Annotated in this window: 17 protein-coding genes and 1 pseudogene; 6 read left to right on the forward strand and 12 right to left on the reverse strand. The window is 61.0% G+C overall.

What is annotated here, in order from left to right; translation table 11 throughout:
- Nucleotides 1–342 precede the first annotated feature (342 nt).
- Nucleotides 343–1,365, forward strand: a complete 1,023-nt coding sequence (locus EVC45_RS26830) for an IS110 family transposase (RefSeq protein ID WP_129961238.1) — start codon at nt 343–345, stop codon at nt 1,363–1,365.
- 386 nt (nt 1,366–1,751) lie between these two features.
- Here the strand turns inward: EVC45_RS26830 and EVC45_RS26835 are convergent.
- The 4 genes and pseudogenes from EVC45_RS26835 to EVC45_RS26850 all read right to left on the reverse strand — a co-directional run bounded on the left by EVC45_RS26835 (nt 1,752) and on the right by EVC45_RS26850 (nt 6,061).
- Nucleotides 1,752–3,195, reverse strand: a pseudogene (locus tag EVC45_RS26835) (IS1182 family transposase).
- Nucleotides 3,196–3,909: 714 nt separating this feature from the next.
- The gene (locus EVC45_RS26840; RefSeq protein ID WP_129961239.1) at nt 3,910–4,833 is read right to left on the reverse strand and encodes a hypothetical protein; all 924 of its coding nucleotides are present in this window, start codon (nt 4,831–4,833) and stop codon (nt 3,910–3,912) included.
- Entirely contained in the window at nt 4,830–5,714 is an 885-nt protein-coding gene (locus EVC45_RS26845; protein ID WP_129961240.1) for a DUF2092 domain-containing protein, read from the reverse strand. The genes EVC45_RS26840 and EVC45_RS26845 overlap by 4 nt, the downstream gene beginning before the upstream one ends.
- A gap of 47 nt (nt 5,715–5,761) precedes the next feature.
- Nucleotides 5,762–6,061, reverse strand: a complete 300-nt coding sequence (locus EVC45_RS26850; protein ID WP_129961241.1) for a hypothetical protein — start codon at nt 6,059–6,061, stop codon at nt 5,762–5,764.
- 612 nt (nt 6,062–6,673) lie between these two features.
- On the opposite strand from EVC45_RS26850, the gene EVC45_RS26855 reads away from it, so the two are divergent.
- The 5 genes from EVC45_RS26855 to EVC45_RS26875 all read left to right on the forward strand — a co-directional run bounded on the left by EVC45_RS26855 (nt 6,674) and on the right by EVC45_RS26875 (nt 11,587).
- Entirely contained in the window at nt 6,674–7,474 is an 801-nt protein-coding gene (locus tag EVC45_RS26855; protein ID WP_211193483.1) for a TrkA family potassium uptake protein, read from the forward strand.
- Nucleotides 7,471–9,195, forward strand: a complete 1,725-nt coding sequence (locus tag EVC45_RS26860; RefSeq protein ID WP_129961242.1) for a SulP family inorganic anion transporter — start codon at nt 7,471–7,473, stop codon at nt 9,193–9,195. Before EVC45_RS26855 ends, EVC45_RS26860 begins: the two co-directional genes overlap by 4 nt.
- A 531-nt stretch (nt 9,196–9,726) precedes the next feature.
- A complete protein-coding gene (locus EVC45_RS26865) occupies nt 9,727–10,011 on the forward strand; it encodes a hypothetical protein (protein ID WP_129961243.1) in 285 nt (94 codons plus the stop codon).
- Nucleotides 10,012–10,248: 237 nt separating this feature from the next.
- A complete protein-coding gene (locus EVC45_RS26870; RefSeq protein ID WP_129961244.1) occupies nt 10,249–10,776 on the forward strand; it encodes a hypothetical protein in 528 nt (175 codons plus the stop codon).
- A 343-nt stretch (nt 10,777–11,119) separates the two neighbouring features.
- A complete protein-coding gene (locus EVC45_RS26875) occupies nt 11,120–11,587 on the forward strand; it encodes a hypothetical protein (protein ID WP_129961245.1) in 468 nt (155 codons plus the stop codon).
- Between the two features lie 137 nt (nt 11,588–11,724).
- Here the strand turns inward: EVC45_RS26875 and EVC45_RS26880 are convergent, their stop codons facing one another.
- The 8 genes from EVC45_RS26880 to EVC45_RS26910 all read right to left on the reverse strand — a co-directional run bounded on the left by EVC45_RS26880 (nt 11,725) and on the right by EVC45_RS26910 (nt 21,590).
- Complete coding sequence (locus EVC45_RS26880; RefSeq protein ID WP_248295265.1) at nt 11,725–12,702, reverse strand: hypothetical protein; 978 nt, start codon at nt 12,700–12,702, stop codon at nt 11,725–11,727.
- Nucleotides 12,703–12,777: 75 nt separating this feature from the next.
- The gene (locus tag EVC45_RS26885) at nt 12,778–14,559 is read right to left on the reverse strand and encodes a hypothetical protein (protein ID WP_129961246.1); all 1,782 of its coding nucleotides are present in this window, start codon (nt 14,557–14,559) and stop codon (nt 12,778–12,780) included.
- Nucleotides 14,560–14,588: 29 nt separating this feature from the next.
- Nucleotides 14,589–15,116 carry a hypothetical protein gene (locus EVC45_RS26890; protein ID WP_129961247.1) on the reverse strand — a complete coding sequence of 176 codons (528 nt, stop codon included), beginning with the start codon at nt 15,114–15,116 and terminating at the stop codon, nt 14,589–14,591.
- A 281-nt stretch (nt 15,117–15,397) separates the two neighbouring features.
- Entirely contained in the window at nt 15,398–16,453 is a 1,056-nt protein-coding gene (locus EVC45_RS26895) for a hypothetical protein (RefSeq protein WP_248295266.1), read from the reverse strand.
- A 77-nt stretch (nt 16,454–16,530) separates the two neighbouring features.
- Entirely contained in the window at nt 16,531–16,689 is a 159-nt protein-coding gene (locus tag EVC45_RS45755) for a hypothetical protein (protein ID WP_168991542.1), read from the reverse strand.
- Between the two features lie 351 nt (nt 16,690–17,040).
- Nucleotides 17,041–19,362 (reverse strand): SMC family ATPase, encoded by a 2,322-nt coding sequence (locus EVC45_RS26900; RefSeq protein WP_129961248.1) that lies wholly within the window; start codon nt 19,360–19,362, stop codon nt 17,041–17,043.
- Complete coding sequence (locus tag EVC45_RS26905; RefSeq protein ID WP_129961249.1) at nt 19,350–19,940, reverse strand: hypothetical protein; 591 nt, start codon at nt 19,938–19,940, stop codon at nt 19,350–19,352. The genes EVC45_RS26900 and EVC45_RS26905 overlap by 13 nt, the downstream gene beginning before the upstream one ends.
- A gap of 219 nt (nt 19,941–20,159) precedes the next feature.
- A complete protein-coding gene (locus EVC45_RS26910) occupies nt 20,160–21,590 on the reverse strand; it encodes a metallophosphatase family protein (RefSeq protein ID WP_129961292.1) in 1,431 nt (476 codons plus the stop codon).
- Nucleotides 21,591–21,803 lie beyond the last annotated feature (213 nt).

The raw sequence follows: 21,803 nt of genomic DNA on the forward strand, positions 1-21,803 counted from the left end.
GCGCGTCCGGTTCAAACAGCTGCTCGCTAGCACCGCAACGCCGGCAGTGGGCCAGTCTCGTCGCTCTACCTCCGTCGTCGGGCTCCCGATGGCCTCGCTCAGATCTCCGCGGTCTGGGCGCTTTTTCATTTTTCCGTTGCAACAATGCCAATACCGGTGCAGCGCCGGTAGCTCCGGTTCCACCGAGCTGCGGCCGTCCGCAACGGGTCGAGATGGAATGGACACCGCCCTCCATTCGGGGAGGTAGGGTCCGGCAGGAAAGCGGAGGCCCTCCAGAACCGAATGGCATCAATGTGCCAGAGTGGCGTTTCGACACGTCCACTTGAGGAACGGAGGGCCCAAATGAATGCTACGACATACGGACTGGATGTTGCAAAACAGATCTTCCAGATGTACTGGGTCGACGCGCAAACGGGTGAGGTATCCAATCGACGGTTTCGGCGCGACGAGTTGATAACGTTTCTCGCCCAACGGCCGGCCGGTCTTGTAGCGCTTGAAGCGTGCGGCAGTGCGCACTGGTGGGCCCGCAAGATCCAGGCGCTCGGACACGAGGTGGTGTTGTTGCATGCGAAGTTCATCCGACCGTTCGTTCAGACGAACAAGACCGACGCAGCAGATGCTCGGGCGATCTGGACAGCGGTTCAGCAGCCGGGGATGCGAACCGTGGCAATGAAGACAGAAGACCAGCAGGCCATGCTCGGTCTTCATCGGATGCGCTCGCTGCTCATCAAATTCCGGACCATGCAGGTGAACCAGCTGAGAGGTCTCCTCTACGAGTTCGGTGTGTCGTTCCGAGCCGGTCGCGTCGCCGGACTCAATGAGATCCGCGCACGCATGGCCGAACTGGAATGCCTCCTGCCCGGAATCATGATTTCCAGCCTGCAGGACCAGTTGAGGCGTATCGACGGGATTGAGCAGGACATTGAGCAGCTTGAGAAACGGATCGGCGTCTGGCACAAGCAGGAAGCGGCGTGCCGTGCAATCGCTGAAGTGCCTGGCATCGGCAGACTGACTGCAACAGCGCTGGTGGCTACGATCGGCGATGCAAAGACGTTCAAATCTGGCCGTGAATTTGCGTCGTTTCTCGGACTCGTTCCACGGCAAAGCGGCACCGGAGGCAAGATCCGGCTGGGCTCAATCTCGAAGCGAGGTGACCCATATTTGCGCACCCTGCCGATCCATGGTGCGCGCTCGGTGATGTGTCACACCAAGGTTCCAACAGCATGGCAGAAAGGAATTCGGGAGCGACGACCAGCCAATGTAGTGGCGGTGGCGCTGGCCAACAAAATAGCACGCATCGCGTGGGCAATTCTCGCTCGCGGCAGCACGTACGAGAAGCATCACGTCAGTGTGAAATCTGTTTAGCAGGGAAGCAGTAAATCCAGGACCGTAGTCTGGATAGGTTGCTGAGGTTGATTAACATGTGATGGCGAAACAGGTCGGACCGCAGGAACGCAAGCCTGAACACACCCTTGTACTGACAAGTACGTGGCCGAGATGAGGACGTTCCTGGCGTATTCCATCAGGGCCCGCAGCTTCGGCTTGCCAAAGGCCGCATATAAGACCGCAGCCGACACCTCGTTAGCACATCACATCAAGATCAACTTGGCAAACCGGGCGGTGTCCATATAAGGGTGTGTGGAAACTCGATTTTCGCGGCTGAGGGCGAGGTTGGTGGTCGGGTCGATCAAGTTAGATGCGTCGAGCTTACGCTATTTGAGCAATGCGAGCGCAAGAAGCCCTTCAGGGCCTCAGCTTCCAGCCATCCTCATTGCCTTCATTGTCCTCGCAACACCAAGTATATTCATGACTCGCTTGAGGTTGTATGCCAGTACCTGAAGGCTCATTTCGGTGCTCACCCTCCCGAGCGTCCGGGTCTGGAAGTGTGGCACCCATCCAATGCTTGAGCGTGCCGAAGACGTGTTCAACGGTGCTTCTTCGGATGGTCATTGCATCGGGTTTCCGGTCGAGTCGACGCTGCATGGCTTCCAGTACATGTTCGTGCTCCCATCGTCGGATGCGGCGGTAGTCGCTGGGTGAACATCGCTCCTTGAGACGGCAACGCGGGCATGCGCTGGTCCAGTACACGTTCAGATTCATGCCATTCTCAACGGTCTTGAATCGAAGAATTGCGCGCTCGCCGGCGGGGCATCGATACTCATCGTTCCTGGCAATGTAGATGAAGTCGCGTTTGGTAAAGAGCCCTTTCTTCCTTGACGCCGAGGTGAGTGGTTTCGGGACATACGTAGTGATCCCGGCCAATTCACAGGCACGGATGTCCGGACCACTGAAGTAGCCGCGGTCAGCCAGCACCTTCAGCTTTAGCTTGCCCATCGCGCTCTTCGCACAACTCGCAATCCTGCTGAGTTGCCCGTGATCGCCGCCGATATTCGTCACCTCGTGTTCCACGATCAGATGGTGCTTCGTATCCACGGCGGTTTGCACGTTGTAGCCGACGGTGCCGGTTCTCTTGCCGCCACTGGTCATGGAGCGGGAATCCGGGTCAGTGAGCGATAGCTGTCTGTCCGGTTGCGTCTTCAGTTGCTTTTTGATCTGCTCGAGCTCACGCATCCGGTGGCGCAACAGCGCGATCTTCTCGTACAGGCGCACGGTCTTCACATCGAAACCTGTCGGACTGGTCCGGTCTGCGGTTTCAATCATGTCGAGATATCGCTGCACGCTTTCCTCAATCTGCTGCTGACGCTTGTCGATCTTGCCTGCGGTGTAGTTCCTGTCACGGCTGTTCACTGCCTTGAACTTCCTGCCGTCGATTGCCACCATGTCGCCGGATAGCAGCTTCAGTCCGCGACACAGTTCGACGAACCGACGGCATATGTTGCGGATGGCGGGGCCGTTGTCGCGGCGAAAGTCGGCGATCGTCTTGAAGTCTGGCGCCAGACGTCCTGTCAGCCACATCAGCTCGACATTGCGTTGGCATTCGCGCTCAAGACGCCGGCTGGAGGGTACGCGGTTTAGATACCCGTAGATATAGATCTTGAGCATCACGCCTGGGTGGTAGGACGGGCGGCCCGTGACTGCAGGCGTGCTACCGTTGAAGCCAAGTTCCGCAAGGTCCAGTTCGTCGACAAAAGCATCGATGACCCTGACTGGATTGTCCTGTCCGATGTAGTCATCGACGCATTCGGGAAGCAGTGCGACCTGCTTGCGGTCATCGCCTTCAACGAATCGCTTCATGAGTCACCCGGTCTCAGTGCGTTGATCCAGTTTAGGCGATCAATGCGTTTTCACACACCCTCGGCCACTTTCTGCCGCTCGCCTTGAGTCATGCGGTGGTCGCTTGAACGACCGGTCCACTCCGAAACCCGCCCGATGCTGAATGCGCAGTTGTCGGCCATTGCCGACGGTGGCCGATCAGGAACGTGTGGCCGTTCTAGATCGTTTCACCGACATTCGCGACCCGGTGCCGGCGTGTGTCAGCTTTCCTTATTGACGAACGAGTCCTCTCGACCCGGAACTGCCGTTCGGCTTCGCGCAAGGCGAGTGGCAGGTCCCGAGGTACTTCGGACATGCGTTTCGGGCTCCTTTGGCCAGCATGCGGTCGAGCAGGATGACGTTGGCTGCTTTGCGCGTGATCTTGCCTTCCAGGTTATCGAACGAGCTTCTCGCCTACGAGAACAGGAGCCCGAGCACGAGCCGACCAACGTCGCGATCATGTCGGCAGTTTCACGACGCCGATCGAGTCGTCGCCAGGATGATGGTTCGCTAGGCGCGTCCGGCATACAAGCCCAGCAGCTTGCTGCCGCAGACGCGGGCCAACGCGATCAATGCGACAGATGGTGCACGCGCGATACGCCGTCAGAGGTGCGCGGCAGCGCCACCGTGTGGCGTCATGCACGTCGACGCCGCCTGCCGCCTGTCGCGTGCCTGGCGCCGGAGGCGGGGCGTGGTTCAGGGCGCGGGCACGACGCGGTAGTAGACACCGTTCGCGCCATAGGAGGGCTTGAACCACGTATTGCCGCACAGGTAGTAGGTGCCCCCCTGGACCGCTGGCTTCATGCAGCCGGCCGGCAGCGTCGCGTAGATCGCGCCCATCGCGAAGTTCGAACTGGGCGGGGGCGCCGCGGATGTCGCGCCGGCGACGTAGCCCGCGTTATAGGCGTTTGCCGAGTTCGCCGAGTTCGCGGCGGCATAGCCGCTGTTGTAGGCGTTCGCGGCGACCGCCTGCGTATTCGCGGAAGCGACCGCCGCGCCCGCCGCAACACCGACCGCTGCACCCGCCGCGGCCGCGCCGGCCGTCGACCAGCCGCCGCAGTTATAGCATCCCGATCCGTACACGTTCACCGTGGTTGGCGGATGGTAGGCGGCGTAGGTCGTGTTGCCGTAGTAGTTGCTGTGATACGCGGTCGCGCCCGACGAGTTCGTGTAGGTCGTGTAGCCCGATCCCGTGGCGTGCGTGGCCGTGCCGCCATAGTTGTTGGTCGCCGTGGTGCCTTGGCCGTAGGTGTGCGTGGCGCTGCCGTACTGATTCGAGTAGGTGGTCTGCCCGGAGCCCTCGGTGTGCGTGGCGGTGCCGCCATGGGCACCGGTGGCCGTCGTGCCCTGGCCGTAGGTGTGCGTCGCGCTACCGCCGTACGGATTGCTGAAGCTCGTCTGCCCCGAGCCTTGCGTGTGCGTGGCGGTGTCACCGTAGCGGTTGGTCGCGGTCGTGCCTTGGCCCGGCGTGTGGGTTTCGCTTCCGCCATACGCGTTGCTGCGCGTCATCGATCCGCCGGCCGGAGCGGACCAGCCGCCCGCGTGCCCCCAGGCGCCGGCGGGGCCCGAGGCGAAGGCCGGAATGACGAAACCGACTACATAGATAGCAATCGTCTTCACGATGAGCCTCCTCGTTGAGGATCGGTGGCCTTGGTCTTCTTCGGCGGCTTGAGCCCCGACGAGTTGGCGGCATCGGGACGCTCGAACGCGATGGGCGCCGCGCCGGACGTGCCGGACGGCACGAACGAGTCCTTCGGGAGCGCTGGATCGAGTACCCAGTTCGAGAGCGCCAGCACATGGCGCAGCCGCGTCGGATCGTTGAGGTAGACCGCGTAGATTCGCCGCGGCAGCTTGTCCTCGACACCGATCCAGGCCTGAACGAAGACGTCGCCGGTCACGTACGCGACCATGTCCGTGGTCGTGTTGTCGACGACGATCGACTGGCCGATATAGAACGCGACTTTCAAACCGTCGGCGATGTCCCTGTACGGGTCCGCGACAAGCACGTCGGTGAATGGGAAATAGATCGCCCCGACGTCGTAGGCCTTCTTGAGCGCGTCGTCGATCGTCGGCGGCGCGTCCGTCACGGCTACGAGGTTCTCGGCCGGCGAGAACGCCGTCATCGTCTTGCCATCGTAATAGAACTCCGAGCGCGGACCGTCGCCCAGCGTGATCACGCGCAGCTTGTCGGGCCGCTGCATGACGACTTCCGACTTGGTCGAGTAGATGAGAGGCGGGCCGATTCGGCTCGGGCTCTCGTACGAGACGATGGCCGTGAACGACATCGACTTCGCCGCCGCGAGCCGGTCGCACGCGGCCTTGATGACGTCGAGCGCGTGCTGGTCGAGCCCCGGCTGGTAGTCGGGCGCGGCGGCCTGCGTCGTGTGTTTCGCCGCGGCCTTCGAGGGCGCACTTCCGGGTTGCTGCGCGCCACCGCTCGCGGCGAGGCACACGCCCAGCGCAACGGCCGTTGCGCGCAAGACCGGTTTCCAGGCAGTCATGGCAGCCTCCGTGATCAGGCGTAGCGCGACGCCACGCCTCGTCGGGATCAGGGGATCATCCCGCATTCGAACATCTTGTTGGCGATCGGCGCGGCCACCCGGTTGATGAACTCGGCTCGCATGTGCGGATCGTTATGCAGCATCTGTATAGCATTCTCCTCACCCTGCGGCTTCGGACGACCTTGCTTCGTCGCTCGCTCTTGCCACAGTTGCTCGCAGCTCGATTGCTCGTACTTCTGCACGAGTCGGCTTGCGACTGAGTCGAGCATCGGGTATTGCTGTGCCGTGGCGACATTCGTCCACAGCAACGCCGTCGCAATCGCAAACCACGAAACACGCTTAAGCATGATTTGGCCTCGTTTCGTCAAGGAAAGTATCCGGGGACCGCTTCGACATGTACGTCCCGAACGTTAGCCTGATCGTTGAACGGCTCCGCGTTGTGGCAGGCGCAGCCGGTCATCGGGACGCAGGAAACGTCTGCACATTGCTACTGCTCGCGCGCTGCCGCTCGCGCATCTGGTGACGAGCAAGAACCGCAGCGGCAATTGCATATTGCGCCTGACGCTGTCGGTGTCCACGCTAACCCTCGTCTCAGCCAAAGGGCAGTGTGCATATTAGACCGCCGGGCCAGGACCTGTTGATTGATCCATGTCAACCCCGGTGAGTGACTCGTTTCGCCGCCTGATCGTGCCGTATTGCGGTTGCGTTGATGCAAGTCAATCAGATCAACACCGATACCACTAGCCTTTCATACAAGCCCGTACCAGGCAAACCCGGTTTGAGGTGAGCGCGAATTTCAGTTTATACACGCGGGCAATGCGCGCAATTTCACAAGAGTGCACCCAACCCATCATCCCCGGCCGTTTCAGGCGGGTTGGGGTCGGTGATCCGACAGGCCGTTACGGGAAAAGTGCCACGGCGGACTCGATGAGCGGTGCACGTGAGGGTGTGGAGTGCAAATGTGGATCTACCATGTCAATGAGCCACGCCTGGGTGCGGTTCGAGTGCGTGAATGGCGACGCCGCGCACGGCACGCTATCGCCCTGCTGGTTCTATTGCTTGTTGCTGCCACCACAGGGCTCATGCTGCTGGACCAGTCAAACGCGTCCTTGACCACGCGACTATTCAACGCCGCGTGGGACGCAGTCAATCTCATCACAACACTCGGCGATTTTTCGGACTTCGACGTACGCCAGAAGCTCTTCATGCTCGCTGCGATGTTTGTGACGATGCTGGTCGCCGCATTCGCGCTATCGAGGCTGACGGGCATTCTGTCTGGAGACGATGTGATGACGTTCAGGGAGAACCGGATAATGGAACGGAAATTCGAACATCTTGCGGGCCACGTGGTCGTCGTGGGCTTTCGGTCGCTCGGAGAACGGATTGCTGAAAAGCTCCAACGGGCCGGGGTAAATGTCCTTGTTCTGGTGGCTGACCAGGCCCTGGCCGATCGGGCCGCGGAACGAGGCCACCTGGTCATCCTGTGCGCGCCTGATGTGTTCGACGACGCACTAAAACGCGCGCGGCTTGACAGTGCCAGGGCGCTCGTTGTGACGTCCCCCGACAGCAACGCCAATCTGGCGGTCACGCTTGTGGCACACACGTTAAACAAGTCGCTGCCGATTTTCGTGCACGGTGAAAACGATTTAAGAAAGACCATGTTGGAAAGTGCCGGCGCCACCCGGGTTGTCATTGGGGACGAGATTCTCGCCGACGCACTGGTCGACAAACTCACAGCCGATGCCGGAGCGATGACATGAAGCCCGCCGCCCTGACCGATGCGCGCCCGCACCACATGCCCTTCCTGCAAGGACTCCTGCCCGTCGACCGCTCACAATTTCCGCACGACATCGTGGCGGGCATCACGCTCGCCGCCCTCGGAATTCCCGAAGTGATGGGGTACACGAAGATCTCGGGCACGCCTGCGGTCACGGGCCTCTATACAATTCTGCTACCGCTCATCGCATTTGCGCTCTTCGGTGCGTCGCGACATCTCGTCGTCGGAGGCGACTCCGCCACCGCCGCCATCCTCGCGAGCACACTCGCCATCGTGGCCGCCGTCGGCAGCAAGGACTACATCGCGCTGACGAGTACCGTCGCGCTCGTTGTCGCGGTCATGCTCGTGCTCGCGCGTGTCTTTCGCCTCGGCTTTCTCGCCGACTTCCTGTCGCGCAGCGCGTTGGTCGGCTTCCTGACCGGCGTAGGCGTGCAGGTCGCGGCCGGAGAGCTTGCCGGACTGATCGGGCTCGAGAAACAGGGGCATGGACCTCTGCTTCAGCTCGCCTCCGTGTTTCATCGGATCGGCAGCTTGAGCTATGGCACGACTGCGATTTCGGCAGCGGTCCTGGTCTTGATCATCGGATGCAAGCGCTTCGCACCACGTGCACCGGGCGCACTGATCGCCGTGGTGGGCGCGATTGCCGCGAGCGCGGCCTTTGATTTCGCGCGACACGGTATCTCGGTGATCGGCACGATACCAGGCGGATTGCCGTCGCTATCGCTGCCGCCCATCCATGTGAGCACCATCGACCAGGTGCTGACTACGGCTGCCTCGTGCTTCATCGTCATCATCGCGCAAAGCGCGGCGACTGCACGAGCGTATGCGAACCGTTACAACGAACGTGGTGACGACAATCTCGACATCGTCGGTCTTGCAGCAGCGAACGCGGCTGCGGCGTTCACCGGTACGTTCGTCGTGAACGGCAGCCCGACGAAAACGGAGATGGTCGATGATGCTGGCGGGCGCACGCAGGTCGCGCACCTCACCACCGCCGTGATCGTCGTACTCGTGCTGCTTTTTCTCACGCGACCTCTCAGCTTCTTGCCGGCGGCCGTGCTGTCGGCGATAGTCTTCATGATCGGCGTGAAGTTGATTGACGTGAAAGGCATGGCGGAGCTGTTCCACCTGCAGCGAGACGAATTCCTCGTCGCGTTGATCACGGCCGGCATCGTCGTATTCGTCGATGTCATGCACGGGATCATTGCGGCCGTCATCCTGTCGCTGATTGCCCACGCCCGGTACAGCTATCAGTTACGCACCCGCGTGGTGACGCGTGCCGACAGCGGACATTGGGTGCCGCACGACGTCGCGCCCAACCTGCTCGCGGCACCCGGCATCGTGGTGTACCGCTTTGAAGCCGACCTCTTTTACGCCAACGCGGGGCGCTTCATGGAGGAAATCCTGAGGATCGTCGAGCAAACACGTCCGCCCGTGCGCTGGGTAGTGATCGACGCGTCTCAGATCAGTAACATCGACTACACGGCTGGCAAGACATTGCTGCAGCTGCGTGACGAACTCGAACGGCGCGGCGTGGGGCTCGCGTCGATTGCGGTTCCCGAGGGGGTCCTCGACGAATTGAGCCGCTATCGGGCACTAAGCGCCATTCCACCGCGCCAAAAGATATTTACGACGGTGGATGAAGCAGTCGCGGCACTGGTCGACGCGCCGGCGCCCCCAGCGCACCGCGATCCGAAGGTATGAAACACATCCTTTTCTAGCCGATGGCGCATTGCGCGCTAGTCTGCATCACGTACTTCTCAACCGCGCGGCAAAGTTTTTCTTGTGAGCGGGCGTGCCGAACGAATCCGTTCAGGGCGGCGGCTAAAGAGCGCGAGAAACACCTGTCTCGCGCCCGTAGGCGTCGTTTCGACAACGACGGTGGTGCTGCTTCTCCGGACCTGGACCGCCGAATCCTTTCCACAATAACCGGCTCCTATCAGCCATTCTTACATTCGTTAACGGCGCTGATCGTTCGGTCCTCTATCGATTCATTCCGTTGATCAAGATCAACCCGCCACATTGGATGGGGCGCGACGATCCAACCAATGGACCGGCAGCTCGCAGGATTCAACGAGCGTAATTGAGGGTTGACGCGGGATATCCACTCAACAGACGATTGAGCAGACGCCTTGGTGGCCACCATGGGGTTCTCAGGCTCGGCAACCCCTGATCGGGTCCGATTCCAATCGGCGTCGACAATGAAACTCAATAGCCGTCGTGTAGGAGACGAACATGAAGAAGCTGGTGATGCTGATAGGGCTCATGCTCTCGGCGAGTGCCTTTGCAGAATGCGCGACAAATTCGCATGGTCAAACGGTATGCGGCAACGGGCAGACGGCTGGCGGTTATAACCGGAATTCAGGAACGGCGTGGTCGGCCCAGAAGAATCAAAGCGGGGTTACGACGACGCAGACCAACCGGGGCGGGGAGGCAAAGACCAAGAACGGCAAAGGCGTGGCCAAGGGGCCTGGAGGCAAGACCTGCTACCGCACTGCGAACAGTCACGGCTGCAACTGAATGTGCGTTCATCGTTCCCCGCGTGTCGAGCAACCGCCATTCCGTTCGCACGACTGGTTTGTATTCGCGAGTTCGGTCAGCTGTGACGAAGGCTGTTAGTGTTGGACGGTGTAACGCAAATCCGCGAAGATCTCACGCCGACCTTTCGCTGGGACCGCTTGCTATCGGCGATCGACATTCCGATAGTGCGGCGCTATGCCGGGTACGCCTCCTGGGTCAAACGCTTAGGAGAGGAATATGAGTAAGCTGGCTGCCATGTGCAAACATGAGTTCATGGAGATGCTGCCACCGACCCTCTTCTTTTTCGTGATTCTTCATATCGTCGCGTTGATCCGCACGTTGACGTCGGAAGGTACGGTGCCGTCGTGGCACACCTCGGGCACAGTCACCGTCGTCGCCCTCATCCTCGGCAAGTCGGTGCTGGTCGCAAACATGTTGCCTTTCATCAATTGTTTCCCTGAAAAGCCGTTGATCTGGAATGCGGGCTGGAAGACCTTGATTTATACGCTCGTAGCACTGTTCGTGCATTTTCTCGAACACTTGTACGATTACTGGAAGGTTTCGCCAAGTCTCCTGACGGCATATCATAAACAGCTTACTGAACTTAATTGGGCGCATTTTTGGGCCATTCAGATTCTTCTCGTGACTCTGATTCTCAACTACTGTGTGCTGGCGGAGCTGTCCCGGATCATTGGACGCAAAAGATTTATGGCGATGTTCTTTGGGCCGATGCCGACCAATCCCACGGGGCAGTCCAGCATGTAATGGCTGAGTTCGAACACAGACCAGGCCGATATTTCGGCGCCTTCGCTGCGTTTCAAGGACCCGTACTCCCATTTGCGTACCTGCCCGGCAACTAACGTCGGCTGGGTTCGGACGTGGACCTGACATTCGGATGACCGACTGACAGCACGAACGAACGGCAGAGACTGGCCGAAGCCAGCCGGACATGTCCGGCTGCGCCTCGACGCGGCTGCTGCCTGTCGCATCTTTGAACAGTTCGGCGAATGGCTGTGTGCTTCTGCAGCGCCTTGACTTTGCGCGCTGCTCCGTAGGCTGGGTTGTGCCGGATCGTCCCGACCGGCGCAACCTTCGAGCGGAGCGTGGCATGCCCTACCGGACAGCATTTTTAGATCTGACCTATCCCGACGAATCTGCACGGCCATGTGCCCTTCAATTCCGGATCGCATTCACGGAAGCGCCCGAACGATTTGGGATCATTCAACTGCGCCACGTCAACCCGGACCATCAAAGTCCGCTGAATTCTTCGATCGTTCGGGACCACGTGCTGAACCGCATCCTGGATGTCTATCTACGCGGCGTGGCGCTAAACGCAATCAGGCTCGTCGTTGAGGACGGCGAGACGTTGGCCCTCTTCGCCATTGAGGTCGACATCCACGACTACATCACGCGCGGCAATCCGTACGACGCCACCCATGTCACGACGGGCCGAGGCAGGTTCTCCGAACGCGTTGCAATCCGCACGGACTCCGTCATCGCCGGGCGGGCACGCGTCCATACCGCACACGCGAAACCTGTTCCTGTCCCGAAGGAAAAAGCTGCGGCTCTGCGATAGCAAGGAAGTGTTGCAGCCAGCTATCTATCGAGAAAGCATGCATCAAGCACGGCGCAATAATGCCGAAGTCCAAAAAGAAAGAAAGCCCGCGGTTCGTGAGAACGCGCGGGCTGGTATCGAGAAAATGGATGCTGCCTTCAGACGTTGAAGCCAAGACGGAACTGGTCGCCAGTTGCAGGTGCAGCACGCCGTGAGGCGGCCGCCATCCAGCGATTCACTTCTGCCGCGCGGTGCGCGATCGTGTTGGAGATCCCAGCCTGTCGGGCCTTCACCCGCGCCGAATAGTCGGCGGCCATCGAGTCTACACTCGCCACCCAGGGATACATTTTGACCCTCGATAAGGCCTGCCCCTTGACGCCGAAGCAGTGGACGCGCGCCCCAACTGGAAGATGCCCCTCCAGCCCCTCCAGTAGGGCAAACAGCCCATGCCGGGGATCGGTCAGGTGGCGTCGACAGACGGAGCCGAGGCCAATCAGAACGGGGGGAGCGATCCAGGGCATCCATCGCTCCCACACCTGCATCATGAGATCGATGCTGCGCCTGTAGTCGTCGACCGTCCAGCCTTGGGCCACACCTACGGGAATGCGAACGGCATTTTGGACCGCGGCCGCGCTCATTGTCTTCGACAGTTCATCCTGCCACGCATGCACGACACGCAGCGTCCCCTCCAGAAGCGTTGCCGTCGCGTTAATACGATAGTCGATTGCTTCCTGGTCAGGTGCAATAGCCGGTTCGCAGCAAAGGTCTGGCTGTGCATACCATGTTGCACCGGAAAAGGCTGCAAGTTCCACGAACTGCTCCAAGCTCCAAGGATATACGTTAGCGATTCCCTGCTGGCGTCCTTTCAGTTGAAAGAGCCGCATTGCGGTGAAGCCCGCGCTATCCAGCGCGAAATCGAGCTCCGAAAGGTCCGTCGCTTCAGGAATGCGGAAGCGCCCGGTTTTCGGATTCCAGAAGGCAGAAGCGGAGACCATGCCCGCGTATCCTTCATTGAACGCGTGGTATGCGAGTCGACCGCCGCTGTGCGGGATACCGACACGGACGAGCAGGCCTTCGTCCACATGAGCGTTGCGCTGGCGAACCGGCATGCCGGGTTCAGCTGCTTCAAGGTACATAAGCTACTCCAGATGGATGCGCGGGGCAGCCCCTTGCGAGGGGATGCCCCGCAAGGGTGAATGAAATGAGACCGCTCACGCGGCCATTGAGAAGAGATCGAGCTGCTGCACTTCCTTGACCGCATTGCTGATCAGGTACTGATCCATTTCCGCCGGCGTGAGGTTCAGACGCTCGGCGAGGCGCGCGAAATACTGCCCGCGCACTGCCATCTCCTGATATCGCTGGGACTTCCCAGTAGGCAGGGTCAGGATCGTTTCGTTGAGCCAGAAACGCGCCGATTCGATCCCTGCATGGGCCTGCACGCGCGCATACCAGTCGTAGTCAAACGAACAGGTTACGAACTCACAGGCTCTTTCGGCATCGACGTCGAGGTGGTCGCTTTGTTCGAAATACACGACGCGTTCGCCAGCAGTCGTTTGCGCATAGGTGGACACGCGACCCGGATGTCGGTACCGATTCCACTGCTCGGCGCCAAAATCCCGAAGACCTTCGGCGGGCGCCTCCGCGTCGAACTGTCCGACGCGGAACCATCCGTGATTCGTGATGGGTACCTTCGGAAACGTGTCGACTTTGGGGATGCGGTATCGGCGCCCCAGTCTGTGGACTTCGTACCAGGCTGATACCGCTGGAAACGCACGCGGTGCGTAGTGGTGCATGGACAACATGAAGTCGATCGCGACCAGTTGTGACGGCGTGATCATTTCGAACTGCACGTCGCAGAGGTCGCGGTTCTCGGGCGTACCAGGAATGAGACCAGCCGCGAGATCCGCGTCGTGCTGTTCGGCGCGTTCAATTTCGAGCGCGTCGAGCGTGAGCAGGTAGCGCAACAGGTTCATGCGCTCCCAGAACGACAGCACATCGGGCTGCACTCGCACATATCCGGCGGAACTCAGCGACCGACCTACCGGCTCGCGGCGCTTCAGATCCCACTGTGTCGCGAGCAGGTAATTGCGGAAATCGTTGAGGCCCGCCATGTACGCATGCTCCGGCTCCCGGATCATGGATTCCAGCGACTTGTTCCGATCGCCAACGACGCAGCAGAACACGCATCCGAATCGCGAACCGCACGCCGTACGCTGCCCACTTTCGCCGAGAACCACTCCGCACATGCCATCGTTACCGGCGCGGTACAGGTCCGACAGACGTTCGATGGATCGCACCGAAAACGCACAAGGAAACGGACGCTTTGCTTCGTCGGCAAACAGTGTCAGCATCAGCCAGATGTCGTCAACCGACCAGTCCCGCAACGGTGAGATAGTCAATGCGCTATTGGCGTCACGCGTAGGCGCAATCGCGCTTTCCGCCCGCACCAGCATCGCAACGCCGCGCGAAGCGCTTTCGGCGATGCGATTGCCGAGAACGGTAACGATCTCGCGATCGCCCCGGGCCGTCGCATCGCGCTCAAGCGCCGCGCGCAACCGCCCCTGAGGGATGAGCTTCCAGTCCGTCGCGCATGCCCTGATGCGTTTGCCGGCACGCACGCCGTTTCCGACGGTGCGCACCAGCGTGCCGCGACCAATGGTTGAAACGACAAACTGCATCGCCAGCGACGGCGTGGCAATGTGCGTCGTCACGCGGAGCCCATATGCGGCCGCGTGATCGTCGACCTCTTCCAGCATGGTCTCGATATGTCGCGCGAGACTGCTGTTTTCGATCGTGGTGTTGGCCGACGAGATGTAGTGCGCGGGTTGGGCGAGGCCTTCATCCGCGACGCGGCGCACGGCTTCCAACATGAGAATCGTCGCACACGTGGAGTCCTTGCCGCTGGCCGTCCCGCACAACGGATGGCCGGCACGGATCAGGCCCATGAGGACGGCGATCGCGGCCTCCATCTTTTGAAGAATGTCATCAAACATGATTGCTCCGGCTTATTGGAGCACGCCCCCTACGGGAGCGGCTCCCATAGGGTTAATGAGTTGAAAGGTCCGTGAGGCAGTGCAGACATCTCGCCGATCATCTGACGGTAGGTGATGAGGCCTTCCTGATGCTTCTGCGTGAGCGCTGCGCGGCGTACGCCCCGTGCCCATCGGTCGGTCGCTCCGATGCGATCGAGTGCTCCGGGATCGGTCACGCAGTAGCCCATGCGGAGCATTTCTTCGATCGCCTCGTTGAGGGAGTCGAAGCAGAGATGACCGATGAACCCGTCCAGGTCGAACTGCTGAATGCGCCACGCCTTTGAGCCTGACGCATCCGGAAGCACGAATGCCCAGGACTCGCGATCTTCCATGCGGCACTCGATACCGGCTGGATAACCGTCATACGAAGACATGAGACGTTGATATGCGATCTGCAGCGGGCGAGCGATGTCACGCAAGTGACGCCCGAAATCCGCGGGAACCCGGGTGGATGCCGTGCAGACCCGCTCCCAGGAAGCAGAACGGTAACGATTGGCGCTGCGTTGAGTGCTTTTCATGAAGGCTCCAGTAGGACAGGAGCCTTCCCCGGTGGGAGAAGCTCCCAAGGGGAAAAAGAAGCCCGCGAGGCGGGCTGGTCGATGCGCCAGTGGCGCAGAAGATTCACACAGGGTAATTCCAGTGCGCGAGCGTAGCCATGGGAAAAGATGCGGAAAAAGTGGTCTCTTTCGACCGCAGACGACCCGCAAATCCGGCGCTGACTGCGCGCGCACCAAAAAAAAACCCGTCGGGCGGACCCCAGGACGGGGACGCTCGACGGGCGGTTTCATGGTAGTACCGGTTAGCTGGTCCGGTATCCGAACCTCTCCAGATCGGGAAGACCGCCAATGGAATGGATAAACGCCTCAGCATCCACACCATTTTTGGCAGCCATGCCCCGGAACTCGTTGATCGTTTCCATTGCGTGCCCGATCGCCTCTTCCCGATCCTTCAGTTCCAGTGCCAGGATGTGGCCGTTCCCGCGCGCCAGATGAACTCCCTGAAGCGCGGCTGCATGATCACGCAACCGGCTCAGCGCCCATTTCACCCGGTCCCGGACATGATGAGGAACTGCGTTGCTCATGTCCGGTGAGTGAGGACCGCATGGATTGCGCAACACCCCGGCAAACTTTTGCAGCATCGCTTCCTGCATCGGCACCGTGAACCTGCCATTCATCTGCACGGCGGCAATCCAGTCGTCGCCGTCCAGAAGATGATAGAAATTCGCGTCGCCGTCCGCTCTGACCCGGATGGTCGGAACAGGCTGCACACTGACTTGGGTCGACTGGCGATTCGCGATCCATTCGATCAGCGAAAGCTGATCGCGTTTCCAGTCAATCTCATCGTGAGGGTACTCGAAGCGCTCGCAAAGCAGCCGGTGGAAGTTCTTGAACTCGTGGTCCGGCGATCGACAATCTCCGCTTTCCAGCACTCTGCGGCTCTCCAGCAGAGCGGTAGCCCCAAAGCGAGTGTCGATCTCATGCCCTTCCTTCCGGATATGCTTCATCCATTCGGCGGCCGACGGCAGTTGAGATAGGAGTTCGACGATGCGACCGTCGATGCCTGCGTGCGCATCTACAGAAGTATCGTTGAGAATCGCCGCCTGCAGATCGAACAGGAAGACCAGCGCGTCGACACCGTGGGCCTCAGCGACCGCTCCTAACGTCTCCACTGCGTTCAGCAGCTCTCGCATGAAGCGTGCGAACAGGCCTGCACGATGCATCGCCACGATTGCCGCGGTCGCAATGTCTGCGGCTCTGCCGGGATCATCAGCAGGAATTTCGGCCTCTGTGATCGCCTGTGAGTGGACGAGACTGCGCATTACATCATCTAGAAAATCACTGCATGAGAAGGTCAATTTCCGCTCCTTGGGGGATGCCGGGCAGACCTCCCCAACCGGGAGGTCTGCCCGGCCGGGGTAAAGAAAAATGGCAGTCAGGCGCGACGAAGATGCCGGTCGAATGGCGACAGACTATTGGCTGGTACGCGCGTCGGATGTTTGTGAAGCGCAGCAAACGACTGCTGTTCCCAGAGCAGGCATACAAGTGCAAGCATTGCCCCGATCACGGTTGCGGCTGCGATCTGCTTCTTCATGGTCACCTCCATGTTTGCGCACGAAGCCCCGACGCTCTTTCGAGGCCAGGGCTTCGCGCGATCAGGAACAGGTTTGCGGATGCGCGGCCGGGAAGACCAGAACGCGACCATCCTTGCAGAGAACAAAGTCGCCCGGCTCGCCTCGCGGCTCGCGGCTCGCGGACAACGATCGTCGGTGCTGGCCTGGCCGGCTCAACGTGTGTCACGGGTTGAGCCGTGCACGCGCACAGCGACGAACTGCCTGCTGCGATGAGCAGCAACAACAGGTTTTGCATGGGATTCCTCGTTGTGAAAAAGACGAGGGAACGCCCCTGTGGGGACGTTCCCCACAGGGTTAAGAAATGACAGCGCTCAGGCAGCGAGCGCCTCGACGTCAATGACTGCATCAGCTTCCGCAACCAGATCGGGTGTCTGCGAGATGAAAAACTCCCGCTCGTACCCGCCCTGCCGCATCACTTCCCGCTTCATCCGCATGAACTGCAGCTTGCGCTGCGGATCGAGCGGGCCATCGGACTCGTCGCTGAAAAGGGTCTGGTAGGGCTGGCCAGCATTGCTTGCCAGATACAGGGCGATGCCGCGCGTCAGGCACTCGTTGATCCAGACCTTCTGGCCGCCGGACATCACCGTGACTGCCTTGGTGCTGTCGTGATCGGCGTCATGCACGAGGATTTCAAACCCCTCGCGCAGTTCACCGCTCGCCAGCGCCCGCTGCGTCTGGATCTCGACCGTGAAGCGCATGCCATAGCATGCGAGCAACAGGTCGTTCACCATCTTCGTGAGGGCGGGGCCCGCATCGTCGATCGTCAATGCAATCACGCCTTCGTTGCCGAGGCCTCTCGCGAGCAGCTTCCACTGGGCAATTTCATCGGAGATGCGGTTCGCACGCGACTGTGTCGCGTCGAATCCCGCAAGCTCCTTTGCGATCGCCTGTCGCTCGACCTCACGCGTCGTCTGCGAGCGGATCAGTGATTCGATCCGGGCATCGGCCGCGGTGATGGCTTCGCGGCATTGCGTTAGCTGCCGGTCGAGATCGGCGATGGCACCGGTCACGTCGTCGACGCCGAGGCGTGCGACTTCCGCGTCCAGTTCCTTCGCTTCCTCCGACAGACGGGCCTGCTGCGCCTCGCGGCGTGCATGCAGCGTGGCTTCCTCGGTCTCGAGCGCGGCCAGTTCTTCACTGGCTTTGCCCAGACCCTTGGTTGCGGCATCGAGCAGCGGCTTGCGTGCGGCGAGATCGACAGCTTTCTGAAGGTCACGGCGCGCGGCCGCGATCGCATCATTGACCGCCTTCAGCTCCGCCCGCCTGCCCGCAAGATGCTGCACCTGAGGCGTCAGCAGCGCGACCTCATCGCGTTTGGCACGAAACGTCTCACGCAGATTCGTGAGCGAAATGCGGTGCTCCTGAACCTGTACGTCCGCCTGACGGGCCTGCGCAAGCAAGGGACAGGTGTTATGCATCTCATGACCGGCACAGGGCACGGTACTGATCACACTCGCCTGCTGTTCCAGCGACTTCAGGAGCGTCATCTTCGACGTGCCTTCCGACTCCAGACCGTTCAGACGGGAAGTCGCCGCGGTCAGCGCAAGCTGCTTCTCTTCGAGGGCAGCAATCTCCCTCTGGATCGGCTCGACACGCGCCTCTTCGCTCGCGATACGTGCCTGGGCGGTATCACGTGCCGTGGCGGCGCCCAGAATCGCTTCACGTTGCGCAATCACTGCGTTGTGTTCCGCGATGGACGAGCGCAACGAAGCGCGCCGCTGGTTCAGGCGCCGTTCGTCGGCGCTCGCGTCCGTCACAAGGACCTGCAAGGCCGACGAAATCTGGCTTCGCCGCGTACCGAGTTCCCGCAGGCGGGCCTGCGCACCGGCATTGGCCGTCTGCCTTGCAGCGAGAACGGCGCGCTGGTCGGTCAGGGTGGCCACCTTTGCATTCAGCGTCTCCCGGCTCTCGCGAGTTGCGGTGACGGACTGTGCATCGGAAGCGATGGCCTGATCGATCTGGGCGACGCGATCGCGCTTCGCTCCAAGCGCAACGAGTTGCTGTTGCGTGGAGTCAAGCGCGCGACTGAGCACCTTGGCGACATCGGCGGCTTTCGCCGACAGCGTGCGCAGGTCATCGATATGCAGCAGTTCCGCGAGCAGTGCCTTGATCTCGGTCGCGCCATAGGAGGCGAGCGGACGTCGGTTCTGCGCAGAAAAGACGCTGGTAAAGAACGACTCCAGCGAGCCACACACCGACTCGACGCACAGGTCATAGGTCTCCGCCTTGCCATCAGAGACAGTACCGTCACCTGTCTGCATGGGCTGCCAGTTTCCGTCCGCGTCGCGCCAGGCCAGGTAGTACTCAGCCTTGCCCGTCTTGCCCGGCTTGCGGAATGCGAATGACGAGCGGTACCGCACACCACCATGCTCCCATTCGAACCCCTTGAGCGCGTGCGCGCCGTAGACGTGGTCCCAGTAAGAGAACGCATCCACCGACAATTTCGCGGCCCGCGACGGCATGATCCGGTACGGATGGAGGTTATCCATGATCGTGGACTTTCCCGCACCGTTCGGACCGGTCAACGCGATGAGGCCTGCCGGAAGCGATTCGAGATCGAGCGTGATGGTGTCGCGCTTCATGCCGTCACGAACACCAATAAAGCCCGTCAGCGTCAGTTTCAGTGGGCGCATGTCGGCACCTCCTGAAGCGGCGCATCGTACAGATAGTCCGATGGCAACCACGGCGCGTCATCGTCGTTGGAAAACATCCTTCCAACGATCGGATCAGGCACGTGCGCAGGCGGTTCAGCAGCCTTCGCAGCCGCCTGGGCGGCCACTCGGGCGGCCTCTTCCGCCGCCCTTTTTTCCAGTGACCCGTCGACGACTTCGCCAACGGTCCTGCAGACGGCGGCATAGGCCGCGCTGGTACGCCGGATAAGCGCGTCCCAGTTGTCGACGCCCGTGAGCGCGAGCAGCTCGCGTGAGCCCCACTGGTTTGCATAGCCCGTGTTGAACGACCACAGCAGGTTCTGCAACTGCACGTCTGGCACAACGGCCAGGTCCGCCGTTGCCGCGTTGACGGCAGCAGTCAGGATCAGGAAGCGGTCCGACTGGGCAATGACAGCGCCGCGATGTTCTCCAAAGGGAAGATGAAAAATGCTTGCGCGATAACCCGCGTGGTCGGTGAGGACCTTCTGGATCTCGCGCGGCGAGCGGTTGGCAGTGAAATGCCGGACCCATTGGGCGCCGGCGGGATAAAGACCAAACATGATGACACTCCACAGAAGATCGGCGGAGTGCATCCCGGAGGGGATGAATCCCCGCCAGGGTTAATCGAAAAAGATGGATGCAGCAGACTGCGATCGATGCGTCAGGGACGCGGGTGAACCTTGTTCCGGAAGCCCGCAGTCCTCTGGTAGCGGGCGGGCTTCCGGAACACGGCTGTGTTCCGCGTGAGAGTGCCGTACCGGCCACTCTCACGATGGCGGCTAGGCCGCAAACAGATCATCGTTGAGCCAGTCGAACGACGCGGGTGTAGCGGTCGCCTTCGTGTCAGTCACGACCGGGGCGACGGTGACTACGTCCGTCGTCTCCAGCGATGCGGCGGGATGCGTGAGCACCGTGGCGAGCGCCGGCACTTCAGGCAGCGACTCAGGCTGCGATTCAGGCTGCGATTCGGGCTGCAATCCAGGCCCGGAAGCAAGACTGGCGAGCACACCGGCCGCGATCGCTTCCACGTCGCCGGAGGCGAGCAGCTGCAACCGGTCCTGAAGCGGGCTGGCGTCAACGCTTGAAAGTTCGCACCAGCGTGCGAGTTTCCCCTCGACGGTCGTCTCCAGACTGATGCCCTGGGCACGGCTGCGAACCACCGGCAGCACCCGCGATTCGACCTTCAGCCCCGCAGCGCCGGAAAACAGCGCCTTGATCGCCTCACGATCGACTACCTGCCGATGCTCTTCGTCGACCTGCCAACGCACACGCACGAACTTGTCGGTCGCGTCCGCAGCGAGCTCCTGAAGCTTTGCCATGTCCGGTGGTCCGTCGAAGTCCATGCAGATCATCTGTCGCGAAGGCGTTGCGACGAGCGTTGCTGACGCATTGGCCGGTTCAACGTCCCACGACAGATAGCCCTTCTCGCCCTCTTCACCGTAGTGAAACCGGCCGATCGAGCCCGGATATGCGACCAGCCTGCCGTCGCGCTCCCACTGCTGCGCCTTGTGAATATGGCCCAGCATGAAGCCATCGCATTCGGCTTCGAACAACGCCGTGAGCGAGAACTCGTGATCGAACCCCGCCATCGTGACGCCGTGCTCGGTCGTGCAGCCGTTGACCGTACCGTGCGAGACACCCACCGTGCGAATCCGCGCTGCGCGGAGCTGCCTGTTCACCCGGCCCGCCGCCGCCAGATATGCGGCGAGCACATCGCCCAGTCCCGTACCGGCCTCGAGCGCGCCAACGCTCGCAGCCAGTTGGCCCTTGTTGACCGTGGGCAGGCAGGTGAACACCACTTCGGGCATGACGCCGATGAACTGACGCAGTTCGTCATCCGAGAAGACTGGTCCCTTCGATGCCCAGAAACGCCCATCGACGAGCGCGACCTGAGATACGCGATCCGCGACATGGATCTGATGAACGCCGCCCATGAGGGCGAAGTTATCGAGCGTGCCCGGTGGCTCATGCGAGAAAGTCCCCTGCAACATGAGCACAGGCATCGCGTTGGCTAGCCGGTGAATCTGGGTCGCGAGCGCGTGCAACGACGGCGCATGCGCATCCAGCCGGTGATCGGTCGAGTCGCCGGAAATCACGCCAACCTGAGCGCCGCGGTCGATCGCGTTGCCAACAGCAAAACTGAAGCAACGGTCGGACTCGGCCAGATTGTCGGGCGCGTAATGCAGGTCAGAAAAATGTGCGAACTTCACTTTCGCCTCCAGAAATGAAAAAGGCCGCCATACGGCAGCCAATATTTGAATGCGCGCCCGGATGGACGCAGGGAAAAAAGAACTTTTCGTCAGTATGCAGCGACTGCGTCCCGAACCTTCATGAGCGCGATGCCCAGGAGGTTCTGTCCGCGCCATACATCGTCCTCGCCGAAAAACGCGGTGTAATTCCCGATCGTGCGCATCGGACGAACT

Source organism: Paraburkholderia sp. UYCP14C, from assembly GCF_004197395.1.
GTDB lineage: Bacteria > Pseudomonadota > Gammaproteobacteria > Burkholderiales > Burkholderiaceae > Paraburkholderia.